Below are 17,459 nucleotides of genomic sequence, written 5' to 3' on the forward strand. Positions count from 1 at the left end.
CCAATTTCAGTCGGAGCCACAGCGCCGAACGATCGGAGTCCCATGCCGATCCGCAGCGACGGTTACCGGTCGACGACGGTCCGCTCGGCGGTGGCGATCGCGGCGGCGTTCGGAACGACGTCGTGGACACGAACGAGATCGACGCCGCGCTCGGCCGCCAGCGCCATCGCGACGGCGGTCGGCACGACTCGATCCTCGTCGCGACGCGTCGCGTGCTCGAACATCGAGTTGCGGGAGTGACCAATCATCAGCGGTATCCCCAGCGCACGGAACTCCGCGATCCGGTCGAGCAACTCGAAGCTCTCGACGGCGGTCGTTCCGAAGCCGAGTCCGGGGCCGAGCACGAGTCGCGAGCGATCGATCCCCGCGCGCTCGGCGAGGAGCACACGCTCCGTGAGTCGCTCGAGCACGTCGCCGACGACGTCGTCGTAGGTGTGCTGTCGACCGGGGTCGACCGGGGCGGAGAGACTGTGCACGAGCGCGGCTGGCACCTCCCGTTCGGCGACGATGCGTCTCATCTCCGCGTCCGCGAGCCCGGTGACGTCGTTGACCATGTCTGCGCCCGCGTCGAGCGCAGCCTCTGCGACCGACGGTTTGTGCGTGTCGATCGAGACCATCGCCTCGAGCCCGTCGAGGCGCTCGATAACTGGAAGGGTGCGCTCGCGTTCCGTCTCGGCGGGAATCGGCTCGGCTCCCAGTCGGGTCGATTCGCCGCCGACGTCGACAACGTCCGCCCCCGCCGCGACCATCTCCTCGGCGCGAGCGACGGCGTCCTCAACCGCATCGTACTCGTCACCGTCGGGGAAGCTGTCCGGCGTCACGTTCAGGATCCCCATCACCGCCGTCCCCTCGTTCCACGGGTACTCGCCGCTCGAGTCGTCGGCCCCGATGCCGAGCGCGTCGGTCAGCTGTTCGGCCAACCGACGGCCGCCGACCGCCCGCCCGCGCAGTCGGACGACGAGATCCGTAAACTGCGCGAGCGTGCCACCGAGCACGACTTCGACGTGCAGATCCGTCGCACCGATACCGGCGACCGCACAGGTGCCGCCCAGTGACTCCATCAGCGTGCGCAGTTCGGACGCCTCCTTCTGGCGGACGTGAAACCGAAGCGTTCGGTGGGGAAACCGATCCGCGCGGTCCCGGCGTTCCGAGGCAGGGACGTCCGCACGCCGCATGACTGCTCGAGCGCGTTCTGCGGTGGGCGTCTGGACCGATTGCAGCGTCCGCGTCCACCAGTCGCGGGCTTCCCCGACGACGGAGAGTGATCCGGTCACGAGCACGCAGTCCGACGGCTCGGCCGTCCGGAGTGCCCGATCAAGTGCGACGAGGATCGACCCGAATCGATCGGTCTCGGCGTCCGTCTCGCGGTCGAACGTCTCGGCGAGCACGTCCGTTCCGAGGGCACGGTCGACGTCCGCCGCGGCGAGGTAAATCCGATCAGGATCCGGGAGCATCCGACACATCTCCGGGTGGTCCTTGTCGCGTAATGCACCGAACACGAGGTGGAGATCGTCGTACTCGAACCGTTCGAGAAGCGTCGCGACCGTCGCACACGCGTCGGGATTGTGCGCGCCGTCGAGAATCGTGAGTGGCTCGTCGTCCATCACTTCGAACCGGCCCGGCCACCGGACGTTGCGGACCCCCGCCGCGATGTCTCGTTCGGACGTTCCGGCGATCTGTCTGGCGAGCGTGGCGGCGATTCCCGCGTTGACCGCCTGGTGGCGACCGAGAAGCGGCGTTCGGCTCTGGACCTCCCAGTCGGGACCGACCAGCGAGATCGACGACGTCGTCGGCGAGACCATCCCGGTCTCTTCCGCCACCACGTCGATTGTTTCGGCCGATCGATCGCTCGAGTCTCCGTCGCGATCAGATTTCGCGTCGAGGCTGACCCGTACGACGTCGGTCTCCTCTCGGATCGCGTCCAGCGCTGCGCCCGTCGCGCCGGTCACCAGCGGCGCGTCCGCCGGCGCGATCTGGGCCTTGTCGCGAGCGATCTCTTCGACCGTGTCGCCGAGGATGTCGGTGTGCTCGAGGCTGACGGTCGTGACCGCGGCCGCCGCGGGATCGACCACGCTCGTCGCGTCGTAGCGGCCGCCGATGCCGACCTCGAGGACGGCGACGTCGACGTCCTCGCGGTCGAAGTGCCAGAAGGCCATGGCGGTGAACACTTCGAAGAACGTCGGCGCCGCACCCTCGACGGCCCGGTCGACGACGAAGGGCCAGACGGTCTCGACGAACCGCACCACCTCGTGTTTCGGGATCTTCCGGCCCCCGACCGTGATACGCTCACGCCGGTCGTTCAGGTCAGGAGAGGTGTAACAGCCGACAGTGTGCCCTTCCGCTCGGAAGATTCGGTCGAGAACGCGAGCCGTACTCCCCTTGCCGTTCGATCCGGCGATCTGAACGACGACCAGGTCCTCGTGTGGATCCCCCAGATTCGAAAGCATCGCAGCGGTCGTTTCCGTCCCCATTTCCGGCCGGAGCCGTCGCAGTCGTTCCATCCTGGAGACGGCTTCATGGTACTCCATAACATGGTAGATCACACGCCAGCCAATAAAGTTCCTACTGACCGGTGTCGGCCCACAAGTAGTACATTTTCATACACGTTCTGCCGTGTGGCTGTGTCCGTTCTGTCGTCAGCTTCCGTCCACATTCGGACGCCGATTCGAGGACGTAACTCGCGCCAGTCGCCATCCGCAGGCCGCCGCCGGTACCGTACTACCCCAATACCACGGCTTCCGGCACTCGTGAGGGGAGTGAACTACCGGGCACTGCACGACGGCTATCGCCGCGATTCGGCGCGCCACCCACGTCGTATCCGGAACGTTATAAGTGTGTTAACACTTAACACCAAGCGCGGAAACGTATCTGTACATGACAGGCTCTGAGGAAACCGACCAGTCGATACCGACCGACTACGAAATCGCACAGTCCGCTGAGACGAGCCACATCGCCGACGTCGTCGAACCGTTCGGGCTTATGCGGGACGACCTGCAACTGTTTGGCGAACACAAAGCGAAGGTCACACTCGAGGCGATCGAGCGGATCCGCGAGGAACGATCGGCTGACGGCAAGCTCGTTCTGGTCACCGGGATGACCCCAACGCCGCTGGGCGAGGGCAAGACGGTGACGACGGTCGGGCTCGGACAGGCGTTCAATCAGATCGACAAGGACGCGCTCATCGCGATCCGCGAACCGTCGCTGGGTCCCGTCTTCGGGGTCAAAGGTGGCGCTGCAGGCGGAGGGTACTCCCAGGTACTCCCGATGGAGGACATCAACCTCCACTTCACCGGCGACCTCCACGCGCTCACGTCGGCGCACAACCTCATCGCGACGATGCTCGACAACCACATCAAACACGGGAACGAACTCGACATCGCGGTCAACTGGGTCAACTGGCCGCGCGCGATCGACATGAACGATCGCGTGCTCCGCGAGACCGTGATCGGGCTCGGCGGCGACGTCACCGGTGTCCCTCGTCAGGATGGGTTCATCCTGACGGCCGCATCGGAACTGATGGCCGTCCTCTGTCTCGCCGACGGGATCGACGATCTCAAGGAACGGCTCGCCCGCATCATCGTCGCCTACGACGAGAGCGGCGACCCGGTTACCGCAGACGACATCGGCGCGACGGGTCCCGCTGCGATCCTGCTGAAAGACGCGTTGAAACCAAACGTCGTCCAGACGATCGAGGGCACGCCCGCGTTCGTCCACGGCGGCCCCTTCGCGAACATCGCCCACGGGACCAACTCGCTGATTGCAGACGGGGTCGCCGCCCACCTCTCCGACTATCTCATCACCGAGGCCGGCTTCGGCTCCGATCTGGGCGCCGAGAAGTTCATGAACATCGTCTGCCGGTTCGGCGAGATGGAACCCGACGCGGTGACGCTCGTCGCGTCGGTGCGAGCACTGAAGTACCACGGCCAAGAGATGTGGCCGCCCGACCTCGACGAACTCGAGGCAGAAGACGTCGACGCGGTTCGCAACGGGTTCGAGAACCTCGACAAACACGTTGCCAACCTCCAGCAGTTCGGCGTTCCGGTCGTCGTCGCCCTCAACCGCTTCCCGGACGATTCCGACGCGGAGGTCGACGCGGTCGTCGACCACTGTGAGAACGAACTCGAGGTCAGGGTCGCCGAGTCGAACGTCTTCACCGACGGTGGAGAGGGTGGGATCGACCTCGCCGAGAGCCTGGTCGACGCTGCAGAGTCCGAATCGACGTTCGAACCGCTCTACGACATCGACGCGTCGATCAAATCGAAGATCGAAACCGTCGCCACCGAAATCTACGGTGCCGACGCCGTCGAGTACCACAGCGACGCCGAAGACGACATCGAGCGGCTCGCGAACCTCGGTTTCGACGAGGTCCCGATCTGTATGTCGAAGACATTCCACTCGCTCAGTGACGACGCGAGTCGCAAGGGTGCGCCCGACGACTGGACGCTCGAGGTAAACGAGATCTATCCCTCGGCGGGTGCCGGTTTCCTCGTGGTGCTCACCGCCGACGTCCTCACGCTGCCCGGCCTTCCTGCCGAACCTGCTGCCGCCGAGATGGATCTTCACTCCGATGGGGACGTCTCCGGGCTCTTCTGACCCGGACAGCGGGCTCGAGATGCGTCTCCGGGTCGAGAAACTGCGGACACGCGGTCGCTACGGATACCACTCCAATCGATTCTAGCTCTCCAGTCGGTCGTCGTCTTCGGCTGGTCCTATTCTCGGCGTCGTCTTCGGCTTCTCGAGCCAGCTTCACGCGTGCGGTACCGACGCGTCACGAGGATCGAAAGCAGGAGCGAGAGATACAATTGGTGTCAAACTAGGCTCTGCGCTCCGACTCGCTCCGCCCGGGAACCGCAATCAGATAGTGAAATGTGTTAACAGAGGTAAGGATTATACGAGATACCCCCGATACTACAGACGGGGACGAGTACAAATGTACGATAACGTTCTGATCGCGACTGACGGCAGCGACGAGGCCGAGAGTTGCGTCGACCACGGTCTCGACATTGCCGAGGCGATGGATGCGAAGGTGCACGCGCTGTACGTGGTCGAGACCAAAGCCAGCTACATCCTGACCGTCGGTCTCTCCGACGGGGAGCTAGAGTCCTACAGAGAATACGGCGAGGATGCCGTCACCGAAGTGATCAAGAGCGCCTCCGTGCGAGACCTCGGCGGGGAAGGCGTGGTCAGGACCGGGCGCCCATCCGAGGAGATCGTCGACTACGCCGAGGGAAACGACATCGACGCCATCATCATGGGTAAACAGGGTCACGGGGCAATCGAGAGGCACCTCGGGAGTACCGCGGAGAAAGTCATGCGGATGGCCGAGACACCAGTGACGGTCGTCGCCGGGGATTGACGAGCGAGCGCGGAGGGAGGATGGACGCCGGTTCCACGCATCGGTTCTGAGGACGCCCCGCCGACCCGCGTGCGCTTTCGAACCGTTACAATTGATATGCTCCCCCTCGAAGAGGGGACAGAACGTATGCACTGGAGCCCCCGGACGTACCTCCGACTCTTCCTTCTCGTTGGCGGGACACTCCTCCTTGCCAATGGAACCCTCGGCGGTGAGTTGCTGGAGATTGCCATCGGGGCCGCCGCGGTGGGTCTCGGCGGCGTCGGCCTGGCCTCCGAGTGGCGGGAGTCGTCGGTCTGACGACACGTATAAGTCCCGCCCCCACAGTTGTTCTCACATGTCCGGACGTGTCGCGACTGTTTCCACGATTCTCGCGGTGGTACTAGCCATCGCGAGCCTCCTCCTTCTTCTGGCAGGCCGTCACTTTTTCGCCGGCGTACTGTTGACGTTCGTCGCGTTCTCCATCTATCTCAGGGAGACCAACACGGACTGAACCGGTTGGCGCATGACACACCCCGGGAGACAAACTATTTTGTACAGCCCTACGAAGACTCAGACAGTAGCACGGTTATGCTAGACAAGATACTGATTGCGACGGACGGCAGCGACAGGGTGTCGAAAGCGATCGAACACGGGCTAGATCTCGCGGAGGTGTTCGGCGCGGAGGTACACGTGATCTACGTCATCGAGACGGAGGCGTCGTACATCCTCACAGTCGGGGTGAGCGAGTCGGAGATGGAAGAGTATCGACAGTACGGCGAGGACGTCGTTACCGACGTGGTAGAGCAGATCGAGGGACGAGGTCTCGACGGCGTCGGCGCGGTCACAACCGGAAAGGTCGCACAGGAAATCGTCGACTACGCCAAACAAGAAGATATCGACACCGTCGTCATGGCCGAGCGTGGCCGCGGTACGCTCGAGAAGTACCTCGGATCCAGCACGGAGAAGGTCGTGCGGATGTGTCCGAAACCGGTCACCGTCGTTCGCTCCTAGGTCCGCACCCGGTCGGTTCGGATTCCCCCGTGCCAGGATCGTCACGGCGTCCGAGCGATAGTCTGCCGTGTCGACGTAAGCGGACGTCAGTCGTCACTGACGTCGATAACTCTGTCCTCTCTGGTCCTGACGTGGGTAACGAGGTCACCGGTCTGGCTCGTGACGACGATCTCGTCTTCCTCCTCGAGATCGTCTATCAACTCGGTGAACTCGTCGGACTGGAGGAGTCTGTACTCCCGCTTGAGACCGATCATCACGGCGTAGATCATGAACAGCAGAATAACGGTGAACGGGAGGCCGCTGGCGATGGCGGCCGCCTGGAGTGCCTCGACGGCCGCGTCGCCGCCGGCGATCAGCAACGTGGCGGCGACTAGCCCCTCTGATGCGGCCCAGAAGACGCGGCCGGCTGGCGGCGTCTCGTGTTTGCCGCCGGTGCTCAGGTGTTCGAGAACGAGCGAGCCCGAGTCCGAGGAGGTCACGAAGAACGTCGTCACCAGGGTGATCGCGAGCAGGGACAGGAGCACCGTTCCCGGCATCAGGTCGAACATCGCGAACATCGCGACCTCCTCGCCGACCTCGAACACCGGTCCGCTGATCGCCCCTTCCGTCGCCTCGTTCAGTTCGAAGCTGAGGGCACTCCCGCCCATCGCCGCGAACCAGGCGAAGGAGAATACGACGGGGATCAGGAGCACTCCACCGACGAACTCCCGGATGGAGCGGCCCTTCGAGATTCGGGCGATGAACATCCCGACAAACGGCGACCAGGAAATCCACCAAGCCCAGTAGAACACCGTCCAGTCGACGAGGAAGGCACCCTCACCCTCGCCGCCCGAGCCGTAGTACTCCGAACCCTGGAAGTAGTGGTTGTCGAACGAGTTGCCGAAGAAGGACAGCTCGAAGAAGTTGCCGAGGTAGCCGCCGATGCCCTGTGGCATCGCACCGAGGATGAACAGCGTCGGCCCGAGGACGAACACCGACGCCAGAAGAATTATCATCAGCGTGAGGTTCAGGTTGCTGAGCCGTCGGATCCCCTTGTCGAGGCCGAGGTAGACCGAGATGATTGCCATCCCCGTGACGACCCCGATGATTGCGACTGCAACCCAGATCGAGTCGGGCACTGCGGGGAACGCGCCCACCTCCTGGCCAACGAACGTCAGCCCCGCATTGATCTGCAATGCGCCTAACCCGAGAGAGGTCACGAGGCCGAACAGCGTCGCGAAGATGGTGAAGATGTCGATGAAGTGTCCCGGCCAGCCGTAGATCCGATCACCGAGCACCGGGTAGAACACTGACCGGAAGGTCAGTGGCAGCCCGCGATTGTACGAGAAGAACGCCAGGCTGAGCGCGACCAACGCGTAGATCGCCCACGGGTGAAAGCCCCAGTGGAACAGCGACACCGCAAGCGCCACTTCGCCGGCACCCTCGGTTCCCGCCTCGGCACCCAGGTGCGGGTCGAAGAGGTGAAACACCGGTTCGGCGACGCCGAAGAACATGAGGCCGATCCCCATGCCCGCGCTGAACAGCATCGCGACCCACGAGATGTCGCTGAACTCCTTCTCGCCGTCGACGCCGCCGAGTCGTATCGAGCCGTACTTGCTTATCGCAAGATAGACCATGAAGATAATGAAAATGTTAGCGGCCAGGATGAACAGCCAGTCGAAGTAATCGGACACTGCGACTCGAGTGTCTTGATACACCGTCCCCGCCTGATCCGGGAACGCGAGCGAGAGGGCAATAAAGAGGATGATCAACCCTCCCGCGATGAGAAATACGGGTGGGTTGATGTCGAACCCGTATCCTCGCCAGTTCTTGTCGCCCGGTTCTCGGTCCGTCTCCGCGTAGAACAGACCTTCCTGTATTCCGCGTTTGTCTTCGTCTGCCATAGTTACCCTCCGTGTTCGTCCTGTCGTGTTCTGTCCGTTCGAGGCCGTCCGCCGGTCGTTTCGAAGCGGTAGGTCGTAGCATCACGCTCACCCGGTCGATCGCACTGACCATCTCCAACCGCCCGGTCCAACCTCCACTCACCGTGTGAATATATCTCGAGTGGCATTCATTACCAATCCCATTACTTCGATTCCATGCATTTCCGTATATAGTTTTGGTAAATATACCGATATTTTACGAGGAATCGTATCGTCAGGCAGTTAATTACGATTACCTCCAGTTCAAAATCCAACATTACTAGCGTCGGATGGAACTCTCAAAATCGGGCGAAGATGGAACCAAGCCGGTACGGCGTGGCGAGAAACGAAATGACGAACATCACGACGGCGAGTCCGAACGAGACGACCGCGAGTCCGGCGAGAAACGGCGCCAATCCCGTCCAGAAGGGCATCATAAGCGTGATCACCGACATCGAAACCACGACGACCATCAAGAACACCATCGAGACGCGAAGCCCCATCTGTCGCGGATTGAACCCGCACCTGGGACACCCTTCCTCGTCCCCCTCAAGCCCGCACCCACACCGTTTGCAATGGGGCACCCCACCAGTGAACGGACGCATATACTAACTTCCCGCTGAAACAACAAAAAGACACGCCCCGTATCTGGACTCGAGTAATGAAAAGCGTGATCGGCTCCTCTAGCGACTGCGACGGAGCAGTCCGGCGACAAACTGCACGAGGTAATTCGGCTCCTCGGACACGTTCGGCATGGCAGGCATATAGTTAACAAGTTCTTCTGTCGACGTTTCGTCGGATTTCCTTTCCGTTCTCATTCACTTAGACATTTGAACTACCGGGGATTAAGAATTGCGAATTTATCTTTGGTAACCAGCAAATACGTTCATTCCCTCTAACCGGACGGATTCGGTCAGTTCACCACGTCGACCTCGTACCCGTGGTCAGCGATCGCCTCGATGATCTTTCGGGCGTGTTCCGCACCGCTGGTTTCGACCTGGAAGATCAGGTAGGCCTCGCCGACGTCCAGGTCCTCGAGGACACGGTCGTGGCGGACGGTCTGAATGTTAGCACCGTGGTCGGCGATAACCCCGGAGAGCTCCGCCATCTTTCCGGGTCGGTCGTCGATGTGTACCCGCAATCGCAGGATCTGCTCGCGGTGAGTCAGTGCGTGGATGAGTATCGCGCGGAGCATCGTCATGTCGAGGTTGCCGCCACAGAGCAGCGGCATTATGCGCTCGCCGTCGACGTCGACCGCGTCGCTTCGGATCGCTGCAACCGCGGCGGCGCCAGCCCCTTCCACCAACTGTTTCGCTCGCTCCAGCAGAACCAGTACGGCTTCGGCGATCTCGCCGTTCGTCACCGTGACGACCTCGTCGACGTGTCGCTCCATAATCGACAGCGTCAGCTCGGAGATGCCGCCCGTCGCGATTCCGTCCGCGATTGTATCGACCGAGTCGAGCGTTTGCGGGGCACCCTTGTCCAGGCTGTCGGAGACGGTCGCCGCCTCCGCCGCCTGGACGCCAACGATCCGCGTCTCGGGGCTGCGTTCGGCGAACGCAGTTGCGATCCCGCTGATCAGACCGCCGCCGCCGATCGGCACGACGACGGTGTCGACCTCGGGAACGTCTTCGACCATCTCGAGTCCGAGCGTTCCCTGGCCGGCGACGATCGCCGGGTCGTCGAACGCGTGGACGAACTCGGCCTCCGATTCCCCGGCTAGCTCGCGCGCGAAGTTCGTCGCCTCCTGGAAGTCCTTTCCGACGAGTTCGACGGTCCCGCCGTAGCCGCGCGTGGCGTCGATCTTCGTCTGGGGAGCGGTTGTCGGCATGACGATCGTCGAGTCGACGCCGAGTTTCGTCGCGGCGAGGGCAACGCCCTGTGCGTGATTTCCGGCGCTCGCCGCGACGACCCGCTCGAGTTCCCCCTCCTCCAGACAGCGCTGGATCTTGTTGTACGCCCCGCGGGTCTTGAACGAGCCAGTCCACTGGAGGTGCTCGAGTTTGAGTACGACCTCCGCGGCGCCGGTCATCGCCTCGAGCGACGTGTTCCGCTCGACCGGCGTCCGCTTGACAATCGACGGATCGTCGAGTCGCTCACGGGCCGCTTCGACGTCAGCGAACGTGACGGGGAGTTCGTCTCGACTCATCGTCGTCTCACGGGGATTCGATCGGCTCGAGGCCGTCGATACAGTCGCGGAGGGCGTCCTGAATTCGGTTCGCCATTGTGTTGCCGTCGATGATGTGGGTCACGGAAACTCACCGTCGGTCCTATCGTACGTGTCGGTTGCGTCGAAGGTCATTCTCTCTCACCGCTGCGTCGCTCCCGACGAGTGCGTTGTGTCGTTCCTGTGGCCGTCCACGCACGTCGGGCGATACTGAAAGCTAGCAGTGTAAAGAGTTATCAATGCACTGCATCACCCGAATCGAGTGCGGATTTCGGGACCCGTTCGGATCAAATTCCACATCGTATAAAATATACGTTATGTATAGTCGGACGAAAATCTCCCGCAACCGCGCCTCGTCGAATCCAAGCTATCACCCTTCTCGAGGCCCTTTCTGGCGCACTATTGCCGGTTTCGAGAGTGTTGAAGTGGTGGAGATCTCCTACTTTTATATTCTACGGGGGACATATGCATGGTAATGTCTGACAGTCAGCCACCGGAACAGGACAGTACGGAACACCCAAACTACCCGAGCGTCGATCAGTCGGATCGAACCCTCCCGAGAAATCTGCGCCAGTCCGGCGATCCAGGAATCGAGATGCTCGTTTCCACGCGCGTTCGCAAGTCACCGTTCTTCCACAAATCGTTCGTGGAGAACGGCGCCTGGCGGGCGACGGTCTACAACCGAATTTACCACCCGAGGGGCCTCGTCGAGCCCGAAGACGGCGGCATGATGGAGGAGTACGATGCGCTGGTCAACCGGGTGACGCTCTGGGACGTCGCGGTCGAACGACAGATCCGCGTGCAAGGGCCCGACGCCGAGGCGCTCACCAATCACGTCATCACCCGGGACGCGACCGAGATCGAGACGATGCGTGGCAAGTACGTCATCCTCTGCAACGAGGACGGCGGCATCCTCAACGACCCCGTGTTGTTGCGACCGGGCGAAGACGAGTTCTGGTTTTCGATCTCGGACTCGACGCTGATGCAGTGGCTCCAGGGCGTCAACGTCGGCATGGACTTCGACGTCGAGATCGACGAGATCGACGTCGCGCCGATGCAGATTCAGGGCCCGCGCTCCGTCGACGCAATGGCCGACGTCGTCGGCGAGGAAGTCGAGGAAATCCCCTATTACGGCCTGATGGAAGCCGAGATCGACGGCTGTTCGGTGCTGGTGAGCCAGACCGGCTTCTCCGGCGAGAAAGGCTTCGAGATCTACGTCCGGGACGCCTCGAAAAACGCCGAAGCGGTCTGGGATCCCGTCCTCGAGTCCGTCAGGGATCACGGCGGGATGCAGGTCGCGCCGGCACACCACCGCCGTATCGCGGCAGGGATCCTCTCGTGGGGCCAGGACATGGACCACGAGACCTCACCGTTCCAAGTCAACCTCGGCTACCAGGTCCCCGACGACAAGGACGTCGACTACATCGGCAAGGAAGAACTCGAGCGGCAGCAGGCACAAATCGAGAGCGGCGAGTACCCGTTCGTCCACAAGATGGTCGGCCTCAAGATGGCTGGCGAGCCGGTTCGGGACTACGCGCCGGACTTCTGGCTCATCTCCGACCCCGACACCGGCGAGAACTGCGGCTACGTCACGTCGCCGTGGTACAACCCCGAACTCAAGACGAACCTCGCGCTCGGGTTCGTTCCGGCGGCGAAACTCGACGGCGATCCGATGGAGGTCTACGACGGCGACATCGGGACGGAGTTCCAGGTCCACCTTCCGGACGAGTACGCTGAGGAACCCGGCGAGCCGGTGTACGCCAAAGTCTCGGAGGTCCCGTTCAAGCCGTCGGTCAACCCGAGCGCCCGGGAGCAGGCCAAACTGAACGCCAGAGAGGAGTCCTCCGAGTGAATCGTGACCGGGAGAGTGGGAACCAACCGGTCACGGGCATTCGTGCCGAAGAACGGACCAGCCACCACAGGAGTGAGACCATGTCATCTGAGATACAGTCAACTGCGATGGCGGAAGGGGTAGTGGAGTTACTCGAGGAGCCGCGCTTCGAGCTGATGCCGTTCGAGAGTATCGACGAACAACTGGGGCACCTCCCGGACGGCGCGGAGGTCGCGATCACGACCTCGCCGACGCTCGGCCTCGAGGCGACGATCGACTGGACCGAGAAAGCGACCGGTCGCGGCTACGAGATCGTCCCGCACGTCGCGGCGCGCTACGTTCGCAACGAGGACCACCTCGAGGAGATCGCGGGACGGCTCACCGACGCCGGAGTTACCGACGTCTTCGTCCCGGGTGGCGATCGCGAGGAGCCAGCGGGGGAGTTTCACTCGGCGTACGACCTCCTCTCGGCGCTCGAGGAACTCGACTACGCGTTCGAGGAGGTCGGCATCACCGGCTACCCCGAGGGTCACGCGTTCCTCGACGACGAGGTGCTCGCCGAGTCAATGGAGAGGAAAGAGCCCTACGCCACGTATATCGTAACACAGCTGTGTTACGATTCCGACATCATCCTCGAGTGGATCGCGGACGTCCGTGACCGGGGGATCGAGCTCCCGGTCGAGGTCGGCATTCCGGGCGTTATGAAGTACCAGCGGTTACTGGGTATCTCGAAAAAGGTCGGCGTCGGCGATTCGGTCCGTTTCCTCCAGAAGACGAGCGGCGTCCTCGGCTTCATCCGCCAGCTCGTCGGCTCCCGGGGGACCTACGTGCCCGAAGAACTCATCGAAGGTCTCGCGCCGTACGCGACCGACCCCTACCACGACATCCGCGGCGTTCACATCTACGCGTTCAACCAGGTTCCGGACCTCGAGTCGTGGCGTGCGGACACCCTCGCCCGGTATCAGTGACGCTGCAGGAGGCGACGCTCGCCGTCGACTCGGAGAACACCTCTCACCCGTCGCTCGAGATCCTCACGGCGACAACACCATCGGGATCCGACGATCACCCGCCGTCAGTCGAGGTCCGGTCCTGAACAGCTCACTCGCCCCGTTTTCGCTCCTGCGTCGGGTGCTCGGAGATGTACACCATCATGTTGTCCGGCACGTCCTCCGTAACCCACGAGTTCGCGCCGATGCTGACGTGGTTGCCGATGGTGACCGCTCCCAGTACCTTCGTCCCGGCTCCGATTACGACGTGGTCTCCGATGTCCGGATGTCGCTTGTACCCCTTCTTCAGCGTCTTCTCCTCGTCTTCTTCCTCCTCGAAGTGGAGTGCCCCAAGCGTCACGTCCTGGTAGAGGCGAACCCAGTCACCGATCGTCGCCGTCTCGCCGATGACGACGCCGGTACCGTGATCGACGAAAAAGTACTCGCCGATCTTTGCACCCGGGTGGATGTCTATCCCCGTCACCGTCTTCGCGTACTCGGTGAGTTCCCGCGCGTACTCGGGAGTCCCGGCCTCGTACAGTTCGTGTGCAACCCGTTGCATCGTGATGGCCTGAAAGCCGGGATACGACCGGATGACTTCGACGTAGGACTTCGCGGCGGGATCACCCTTGTAGGCGGCCTCGACGTCCTTCTTGAGCGTCGCCCGGAGTTCGGGCAGCCGGTCGAGCACGTCGTCGACCGTTTCGGACGGATCCGTTCCCGAATACGGGCGGATCCCGCGACAGTATAGCGGCCCCAGTTCCGACAGCACGTCCCGTATCGCCGACTTGTCCTCGAGCAGGGCGTCGGCGTTCCAGCACCTGGGAAAGAGAAGTTGTCTGAGCAGTCCCATCTCCGCCCGCCGTTCCGATTTCGGGAAGTTCATCGACGACTGCGTCGGGAAGGGATCGGCGTCCGCCTCGTAGGCCTCGAGGAGTTGCGCGTGTGCATCGCCCGTGTATCTGTACTCCATGTCCGTTGGTCCTTCGCGTGCTAGGTACAAAGTCGTTGAATGGCCGAACGCATCGCGAATCAATGGACGATCGTCGCGCCGAAGAGCCGACACTATTCGAGCGTTCGATAACGGCAAGCCAGTACCGAAGGCCCAAGAGATCGCCTCACAGAGCGATTCCTGGCTGGACACCGCGCGGTACTCGATCCAGAGCTGCCCGCGGGAGCCGCCTACGTAGTGAACCATCGGCTACCGGGCCGAATGCTACAAGAGCGTCGCCGTCGAACTCAGATCGTGTCGACGGAACTGCTCCTCGGCGAACCGGTCGCGGCGGACATCCGCGAGGCGGTGAGCGACCGGGTCCACGAACTCGGCGAGCAAGGTACCGTTCCGACGCTCGGGACCGTACTGATGAGCGAGGAGTCGGCCGACGAGCGCTTTATGGACCTGAAGCACGCTGCCTGCGACGATGTCGGCGTTGCAACGCGGGACGTCCGTCTCGAGCCGTCCGAACCGTCACGACGCCTCCATCGGGAGATCGAGGATCTGTGTACCGATTCCGAGATCGACAGCGTGTTCGTCCAGGTTCCGCTTCCGAACCACGTCGCGCTGTCCGCGGTCAGGCAGCGGCTCGAGCCCGAGAAGGACGTCGACTGCTTCCACCCCGAGAACCTCGGCCGACTCGTCGCCGGCGAACCACGGTTCGTTCCGGCCACGCCGGCAGCGGTGTGCCGGCTACTTTCGAGCTACGACGTTCCGCTCGTGGGAGCAGACGTCGCAATCGTCGGCCGATCCGGAATCATCGGGAAACCGCTGGCGAACCTGCTGTTCCAAGACAGGACGCCGGGAAACGCGACCGTCACCGTCTGTCACTCGAAGACGGCCGACCTCGCGTCGGTGACCCGTCAGGCGGACATTGTCGTCACCGCTAGCGGCGCTCCGGAACTGGTCGACGGCTCGATGCTCTCCTCCGGCGCCGTGGTCGTCGACGTGAGCGCGAACCGCAAACCCGTAACTAGCAAAACGGATGACGGCTCGAGCAGTCGACACGGTTCAAGGACCGCCGACGTGGTTGGCGACGTCGAATTCGAGAGCGCCAGGGAGAAAGCGAGCGCGATCACTCCCGTTCCCGGCGGCGTCGGCCCGGTCACGCTCGCGATGCTCGTGAAGAACGTCGTTCGCGCCGCCGAGCGGCGAGGTACCAACAGATAGAATTCGACGACCTACAGGATGGAGTCTCTCCGGGCAACCGCTTCAGCGATCGCTGCGCTCGTGCTGTCGGTCCGCCCGAATCCGCCCTCGACGACGGAACAAGGTTTTGAGGAATCGCTCGAGTCGGCTATCGAAGGGAGACATCGCGGGAGTCCCGGGGAGATAGTATTCCGCGCCGCGCTGTTCTTCCGACGTGGTACGTTCTTGACTCATATTCGAACAGTGGGCCTCGATCGGATTAAAAATTCTGGAATGGTATGTGATAGCGTAACGAACATTCACTACTGACAATTGTCGTCGAGGACCTCCTCGACTCGCGTGTGCTGTCAGACGTTTCGGAGCCCGACGGGGTCCGGGAAAAACCACCGCTCGCGCCACGCGGATGTCACGTCGTCTACCCTCGAACTTCGGGCGTCTAACACGACCCCCTCCCTCCCTCGTGATCTCCGAACCGAGCAGTCTCGTTTCCGGGTCGACCTCGATTCCCCGCGGGTGTCGGTTGTCGACCGCCGAGACTGGCGTCCCGTCACGAACTGTGCGATCGTTCTCGAGGGCCCATCCTATCTCGTCAGGACTGTGGAACGGAGGCTTCGCGGAGGCGGTCGACGATCTCTTCGCGGCCGATCCTGCGCTCGGACTCGTTGGCAACGCGACCCACCACGAGGTCGACGAGGTCGAGTTGGCGTAACAACTCGAGCGTCTCGTCTCGATCCAGTCCGAGATTCTGTTTGACTTCGTAGATCGTATTCGACCGCGACACCGTCTCGACGAGTGTTTCAGCGGTAACATCCTCGGGAAGCCCAATTCCGTCGGTGAGAACGACCGGCGACGACTGCGTGTGTTCTGAGCCGTCGGCCGACCGGACGTCGGAGGGACTCCGTGCCGACGCATCCGAATCGCTGTCGATCTGGGGACGCCCGCCCGAGTCGCCGTCCTCGGTTCCGTCGGTATACGAGTTCGGCTCGTGGATATCGTAATCGATCATATACCGCCTGACCGTCTCCGCGGTGACGTCCATCTCGATAACCTCGCTCATTTCCGTGAACGTGTCACAGGATTCGTACACCTCCGTGAGTAGCTCCGGGTCTTTGAACGGCGGCACGTTCCGTTCTCGATCGTCAGTCGCCGTGTCGTCGGTGTCGTCGGAAACCGCAAGCGGACTCGAGTTCCGTTCGTCCGTTTCAAAAGTAGCACCACCAGTCGAGTTATCCTCGGTAGCGACGGAGACACTGAGCGCGATCGTTATCGTCCCGTCGTCGATCGTCACGCTTGTTGGATCGACCTCGAAATCCGGACTGGTCGTTGGAACGAGCGGTACCGACTCCAAGGTAAACTGGAGTCGGCCGTCGTCGTCAGCAGTTACGTTGTCGGGGCCGATCGACATCCACTGTTGGCTCGATAACGACGGTATTGTCAGTTCGACCTCGGCGGTCGGCCTCGTTTCCGAATCGAGTCGATCGGCGAATTCGACGCTCGTTATGGTGCCGACCTCCTCGTCGAATTCCTCGAGAAAGAGACCCAGGTTCTGAAGGGTATTGCCGACATCCATGGTATATGTTATCTCACCATGCACAAGCATGAGAATATATGAGGAATACTGCAGGTGTTTAAGTGTAGTTCGAGTCCAGAACGAGTCAGCGAGTGTCTACGTACAACCGACGCCGAAGGTTCCGGTCTCGAAACGGAACTCTCCGTCCGTTTCATCGATCGATAGATCGCGTCGTACTGTCCGACGGTTACTTCAAATACACATATGAGATCTAGTGGTTTGTAGGAAACCATCTTCCGAATTCTGCAACTTCGACGATAACCACGGGACCGGCCAGGCGATGTTCTCAAGATCATGCGACGAGCTGGCTGGGAGCCAACGAACGCCTGTTTCTCGAGAAAACGGCTCACGTTCGAAGAGGCGGGTTCGCGAAAGCCGCACTGATAAAAATTCTGTTAGATCCATAACCCGTCCAATCCAAGCGATTATATTCTACGTGCCCATCGTCCACGTTTTCGGGATCTAACACCGCTACAAACGAGATCGGAGAGAAGGTAGTCCGATTTGAGACATTT

16 protein-coding genes are annotated in these 17,459 nt (G+C 62.1%); 9 read left to right on the plus strand and 7 right to left on the minus strand.

The genetic code is table 11. From position 1 onward, the window contains the following. Positions 1-62: 62 nt before the first annotated feature. Positions 63-2,528 (minus strand): dihydropteroate synthase, encoded by a 2,466-nt coding sequence (folP, locus tag ACYQ14_RS18805; protein WP_459890394.1) that lies wholly within the window; start codon positions 2,526-2,528, stop codon positions 63-65. A gap of 346 nt (positions 2,529-2,874) precedes the next feature. On the opposite strand from folP, the gene ACYQ14_RS18810 reads away from it, so the two are divergent. From ACYQ14_RS18810 to ACYQ14_RS18830, 5 genes are all read left to right on the plus strand, one after another. Then, entirely contained in the window at positions 2,875-4,593 is a 1,719-nt protein-coding gene (locus tag ACYQ14_RS18810; RefSeq protein ID WP_459890396.1) for a formate--tetrahydrofolate ligase, read from the plus strand. Between the two features lie 337 nt (positions 4,594-4,930). Beyond that, positions 4,931-5,356, plus strand: coding sequence for a universal stress protein (locus tag ACYQ14_RS18815; protein WP_459890398.1), 426 nt, complete (start codon positions 4,931-4,933; stop codon positions 5,354-5,356). 96 nt (positions 5,357-5,452) lie between these two features. Further along, positions 5,453-5,653: a hypothetical protein gene (locus ACYQ14_RS18820; RefSeq protein WP_459890400.1), complete on the plus strand. Its 201-nt coding sequence runs from the start codon at positions 5,453-5,455 to the stop codon at positions 5,651-5,653. Positions 5,654-5,690: 37 nt separating this feature from the next. Continuing rightward, positions 5,691-5,846, plus strand: a complete 156-nt coding sequence (locus ACYQ14_RS18825) for a hypothetical protein (RefSeq protein ID WP_283838945.1) — start codon at positions 5,691-5,693, stop codon at positions 5,844-5,846. Between the two features lie 77 nt (positions 5,847-5,923). After that, positions 5,924-6,346: a universal stress protein gene (locus ACYQ14_RS18830; protein WP_459890402.1), complete on the plus strand. Its 423-nt coding sequence runs from the start codon at positions 5,924-5,926 to the stop codon at positions 6,344-6,346. Positions 6,347-6,432: 86 nt separating this feature from the next. Here the strand turns inward: ACYQ14_RS18830 and ACYQ14_RS18835 are convergent, their stop codons facing one another. The 3 genes from ACYQ14_RS18835 to ilvA form a co-directional block, all read right to left on the minus strand. Continuing rightward, positions 6,433-8,229, minus strand: a complete 1,797-nt coding sequence (locus tag ACYQ14_RS18835) for a BCCT family transporter (protein ID WP_459890404.1) — start codon at positions 8,227-8,229, stop codon at positions 6,433-6,435. 317 nt (positions 8,230-8,546) lie between these two features. Next, positions 8,547-8,852 (minus strand): hypothetical protein, encoded by a 306-nt coding sequence (locus tag ACYQ14_RS18840; protein WP_459890406.1) that lies wholly within the window; start codon positions 8,850-8,852, stop codon positions 8,547-8,549. Positions 8,853-9,160: 308 nt separating this feature from the next. Further along, positions 9,161-10,396 carry a threonine ammonia-lyase gene (gene ilvA / locus ACYQ14_RS18845; protein ID WP_459890408.1) on the minus strand — a complete coding sequence of 412 codons (1,236 nt, stop codon included), beginning with the start codon at positions 10,394-10,396 and terminating at the stop codon, positions 9,161-9,163. A 493-nt stretch (positions 10,397-10,889) separates the two neighbouring features. On the opposite strand from ilvA, the gene ACYQ14_RS18850 reads away from it, so the two are divergent. The 3 genes from ACYQ14_RS18850 to ACYQ14_RS18860 all read left to right on the plus strand — a co-directional run bounded on the left by ACYQ14_RS18850 (position 10,890) and on the right by ACYQ14_RS18860 (position 13,338). Then, positions 10,890-12,266 (plus strand): aminomethyltransferase family protein, encoded by a 1,377-nt coding sequence (locus ACYQ14_RS18850; RefSeq protein WP_459890409.1) that lies wholly within the window; start codon positions 10,890-10,892, stop codon positions 12,264-12,266. Positions 12,267-12,346: 80 nt separating this feature from the next. Then, the gene (locus ACYQ14_RS18855) at positions 12,347-13,213 is read left to right on the plus strand and encodes a methylenetetrahydrofolate reductase (RefSeq protein WP_459890411.1); all 867 of its coding nucleotides are present in this window, start codon (positions 12,347-12,349) and stop codon (positions 13,211-13,213) included. After that, on the plus strand, positions 13,210-13,338 hold the full coding sequence (locus tag ACYQ14_RS18860; RefSeq protein WP_459890413.1) for a hypothetical protein: 129 nt from the start codon (positions 13,210-13,212) through the stop codon (positions 13,336-13,338). Before ACYQ14_RS18855 ends, ACYQ14_RS18860 begins: the two co-directional genes overlap by 4 nt. A 5-nt stretch (positions 13,339-13,343) precedes the next feature. Here the strand turns inward: ACYQ14_RS18860 and epsC are convergent, their stop codons facing one another. Then, positions 13,344-14,204, minus strand: coding sequence for a serine O-acetyltransferase EpsC (gene epsC / locus ACYQ14_RS18865; RefSeq protein ID WP_459890415.1), 861 nt, complete (start codon positions 14,202-14,204; stop codon positions 13,344-13,346). 240 nt (positions 14,205-14,444) lie between these two features. Between epsC and ACYQ14_RS18870 the strand changes: the two genes are divergently transcribed. Further along, positions 14,445-15,395: a bifunctional 5,10-methylenetetrahydrofolate dehydrogenase/5,10-methenyltetrahydrofolate cyclohydrolase gene (locus ACYQ14_RS18870; protein WP_459890417.1), complete on the plus strand. Its 951-nt coding sequence runs from the start codon at positions 14,445-14,447 to the stop codon at positions 15,393-15,395. A gap of 42 nt (positions 15,396-15,437) precedes the next feature. Here the strand turns inward: ACYQ14_RS18870 and ACYQ14_RS18875 are convergent, their stop codons facing one another. Together ACYQ14_RS18875 and ACYQ14_RS18880 are read right to left on the minus strand one after the other, a co-directional pair. Then, on the minus strand, positions 15,438-15,608 hold the full coding sequence (locus tag ACYQ14_RS18875) for a hypothetical protein (protein ID WP_459890419.1): 171 nt from the start codon (positions 15,606-15,608) through the stop codon (positions 15,438-15,440). 355 nt (positions 15,609-15,963) lie between these two features. Further along, entirely contained in the window at positions 15,964-16,944 is a 981-nt protein-coding gene (locus tag ACYQ14_RS18880; RefSeq protein WP_459890421.1) for a DUF8073 domain-containing protein, read from the minus strand. Positions 16,945-17,459 lie beyond the last annotated feature (515 nt).

The sequence above is a fragment of the Halostagnicola bangensis genome, from assembly GCF_054653435.1.

Coding starts and splice junctions, on each gene's coding strand:
- folP (WP_459890394.1), bottom strand. CDS start 2,528: ATGGAGTACCATGAAGCCGTCTCCAGGATGGAACGACTGCGACGGCTC.
- ACYQ14_RS18810 (WP_459890396.1), top strand. CDS start 2,875: ATGACAGGCTCTGAGGAAACCGACCAGTCGATACCGACCGACTACGAA.
- ACYQ14_RS18815 (WP_459890398.1), top strand. CDS start 4,931: ATGTACGATAACGTTCTGATCGCGACTGACGGCAGCGACGAGGCCGAG.
- ACYQ14_RS18820 (WP_459890400.1), top strand. CDS start 5,453: ATGCTCCCCCTCGAAGAGGGGACAGAACGTATGCACTGGAGCCCCCGG.
- ACYQ14_RS18825 (WP_283838945.1), top strand. CDS start 5,691: ATGTCCGGACGTGTCGCGACTGTTTCCACGATTCTCGCGGTGGTACTA.
- ACYQ14_RS18830 (WP_459890402.1), top strand. CDS start 5,924: ATGCTAGACAAGATACTGATTGCGACGGACGGCAGCGACAGGGTGTCG.
- ACYQ14_RS18835 (WP_459890404.1), bottom strand. CDS start 8,229: ATGGCAGACGAAGACAAACGCGGAATACAGGAAGGTCTGTTCTACGCG.
- ACYQ14_RS18840 (WP_459890406.1), bottom strand. CDS start 8,852: ATGCGTCCGTTCACTGGTGGGGTGCCCCATTGCAAACGGTGTGGGTGC.
- ilvA (WP_459890408.1), bottom strand. CDS start 10,396: ATGAGTCGAGACGAACTCCCCGTCACGTTCGCTGACGTCGAAGCGGCC.
- ACYQ14_RS18850 (WP_459890409.1), top strand. CDS start 10,890: ATGTCTGACAGTCAGCCACCGGAACAGGACAGTACGGAACACCCAAAC.
- ACYQ14_RS18855 (WP_459890411.1), top strand. CDS start 12,347: ATGTCATCTGAGATACAGTCAACTGCGATGGCGGAAGGGGTAGTGGAG.
- epsC (WP_459890415.1), bottom strand. CDS start 14,204: ATGGAGTACAGATACACGGGCGATGCACACGCGCAACTCCTCGAGGCC.
- ACYQ14_RS18870 (WP_459890417.1), top strand. CDS start 14,445: ATGCTACAAGAGCGTCGCCGTCGAACTCAGATCGTGTCGACGGAACTG.
- ACYQ14_RS18875 (WP_459890419.1), bottom strand. CDS start 15,608: ATGAGTCAAGAACGTACCACGTCGGAAGAACAGCGCGGCGCGGAATAC.
- ACYQ14_RS18880 (WP_459890421.1), bottom strand. CDS start 16,944: ATGGATGTCGGCAATACCCTTCAGAACCTGGGTCTCTTTCTCGAGGAA.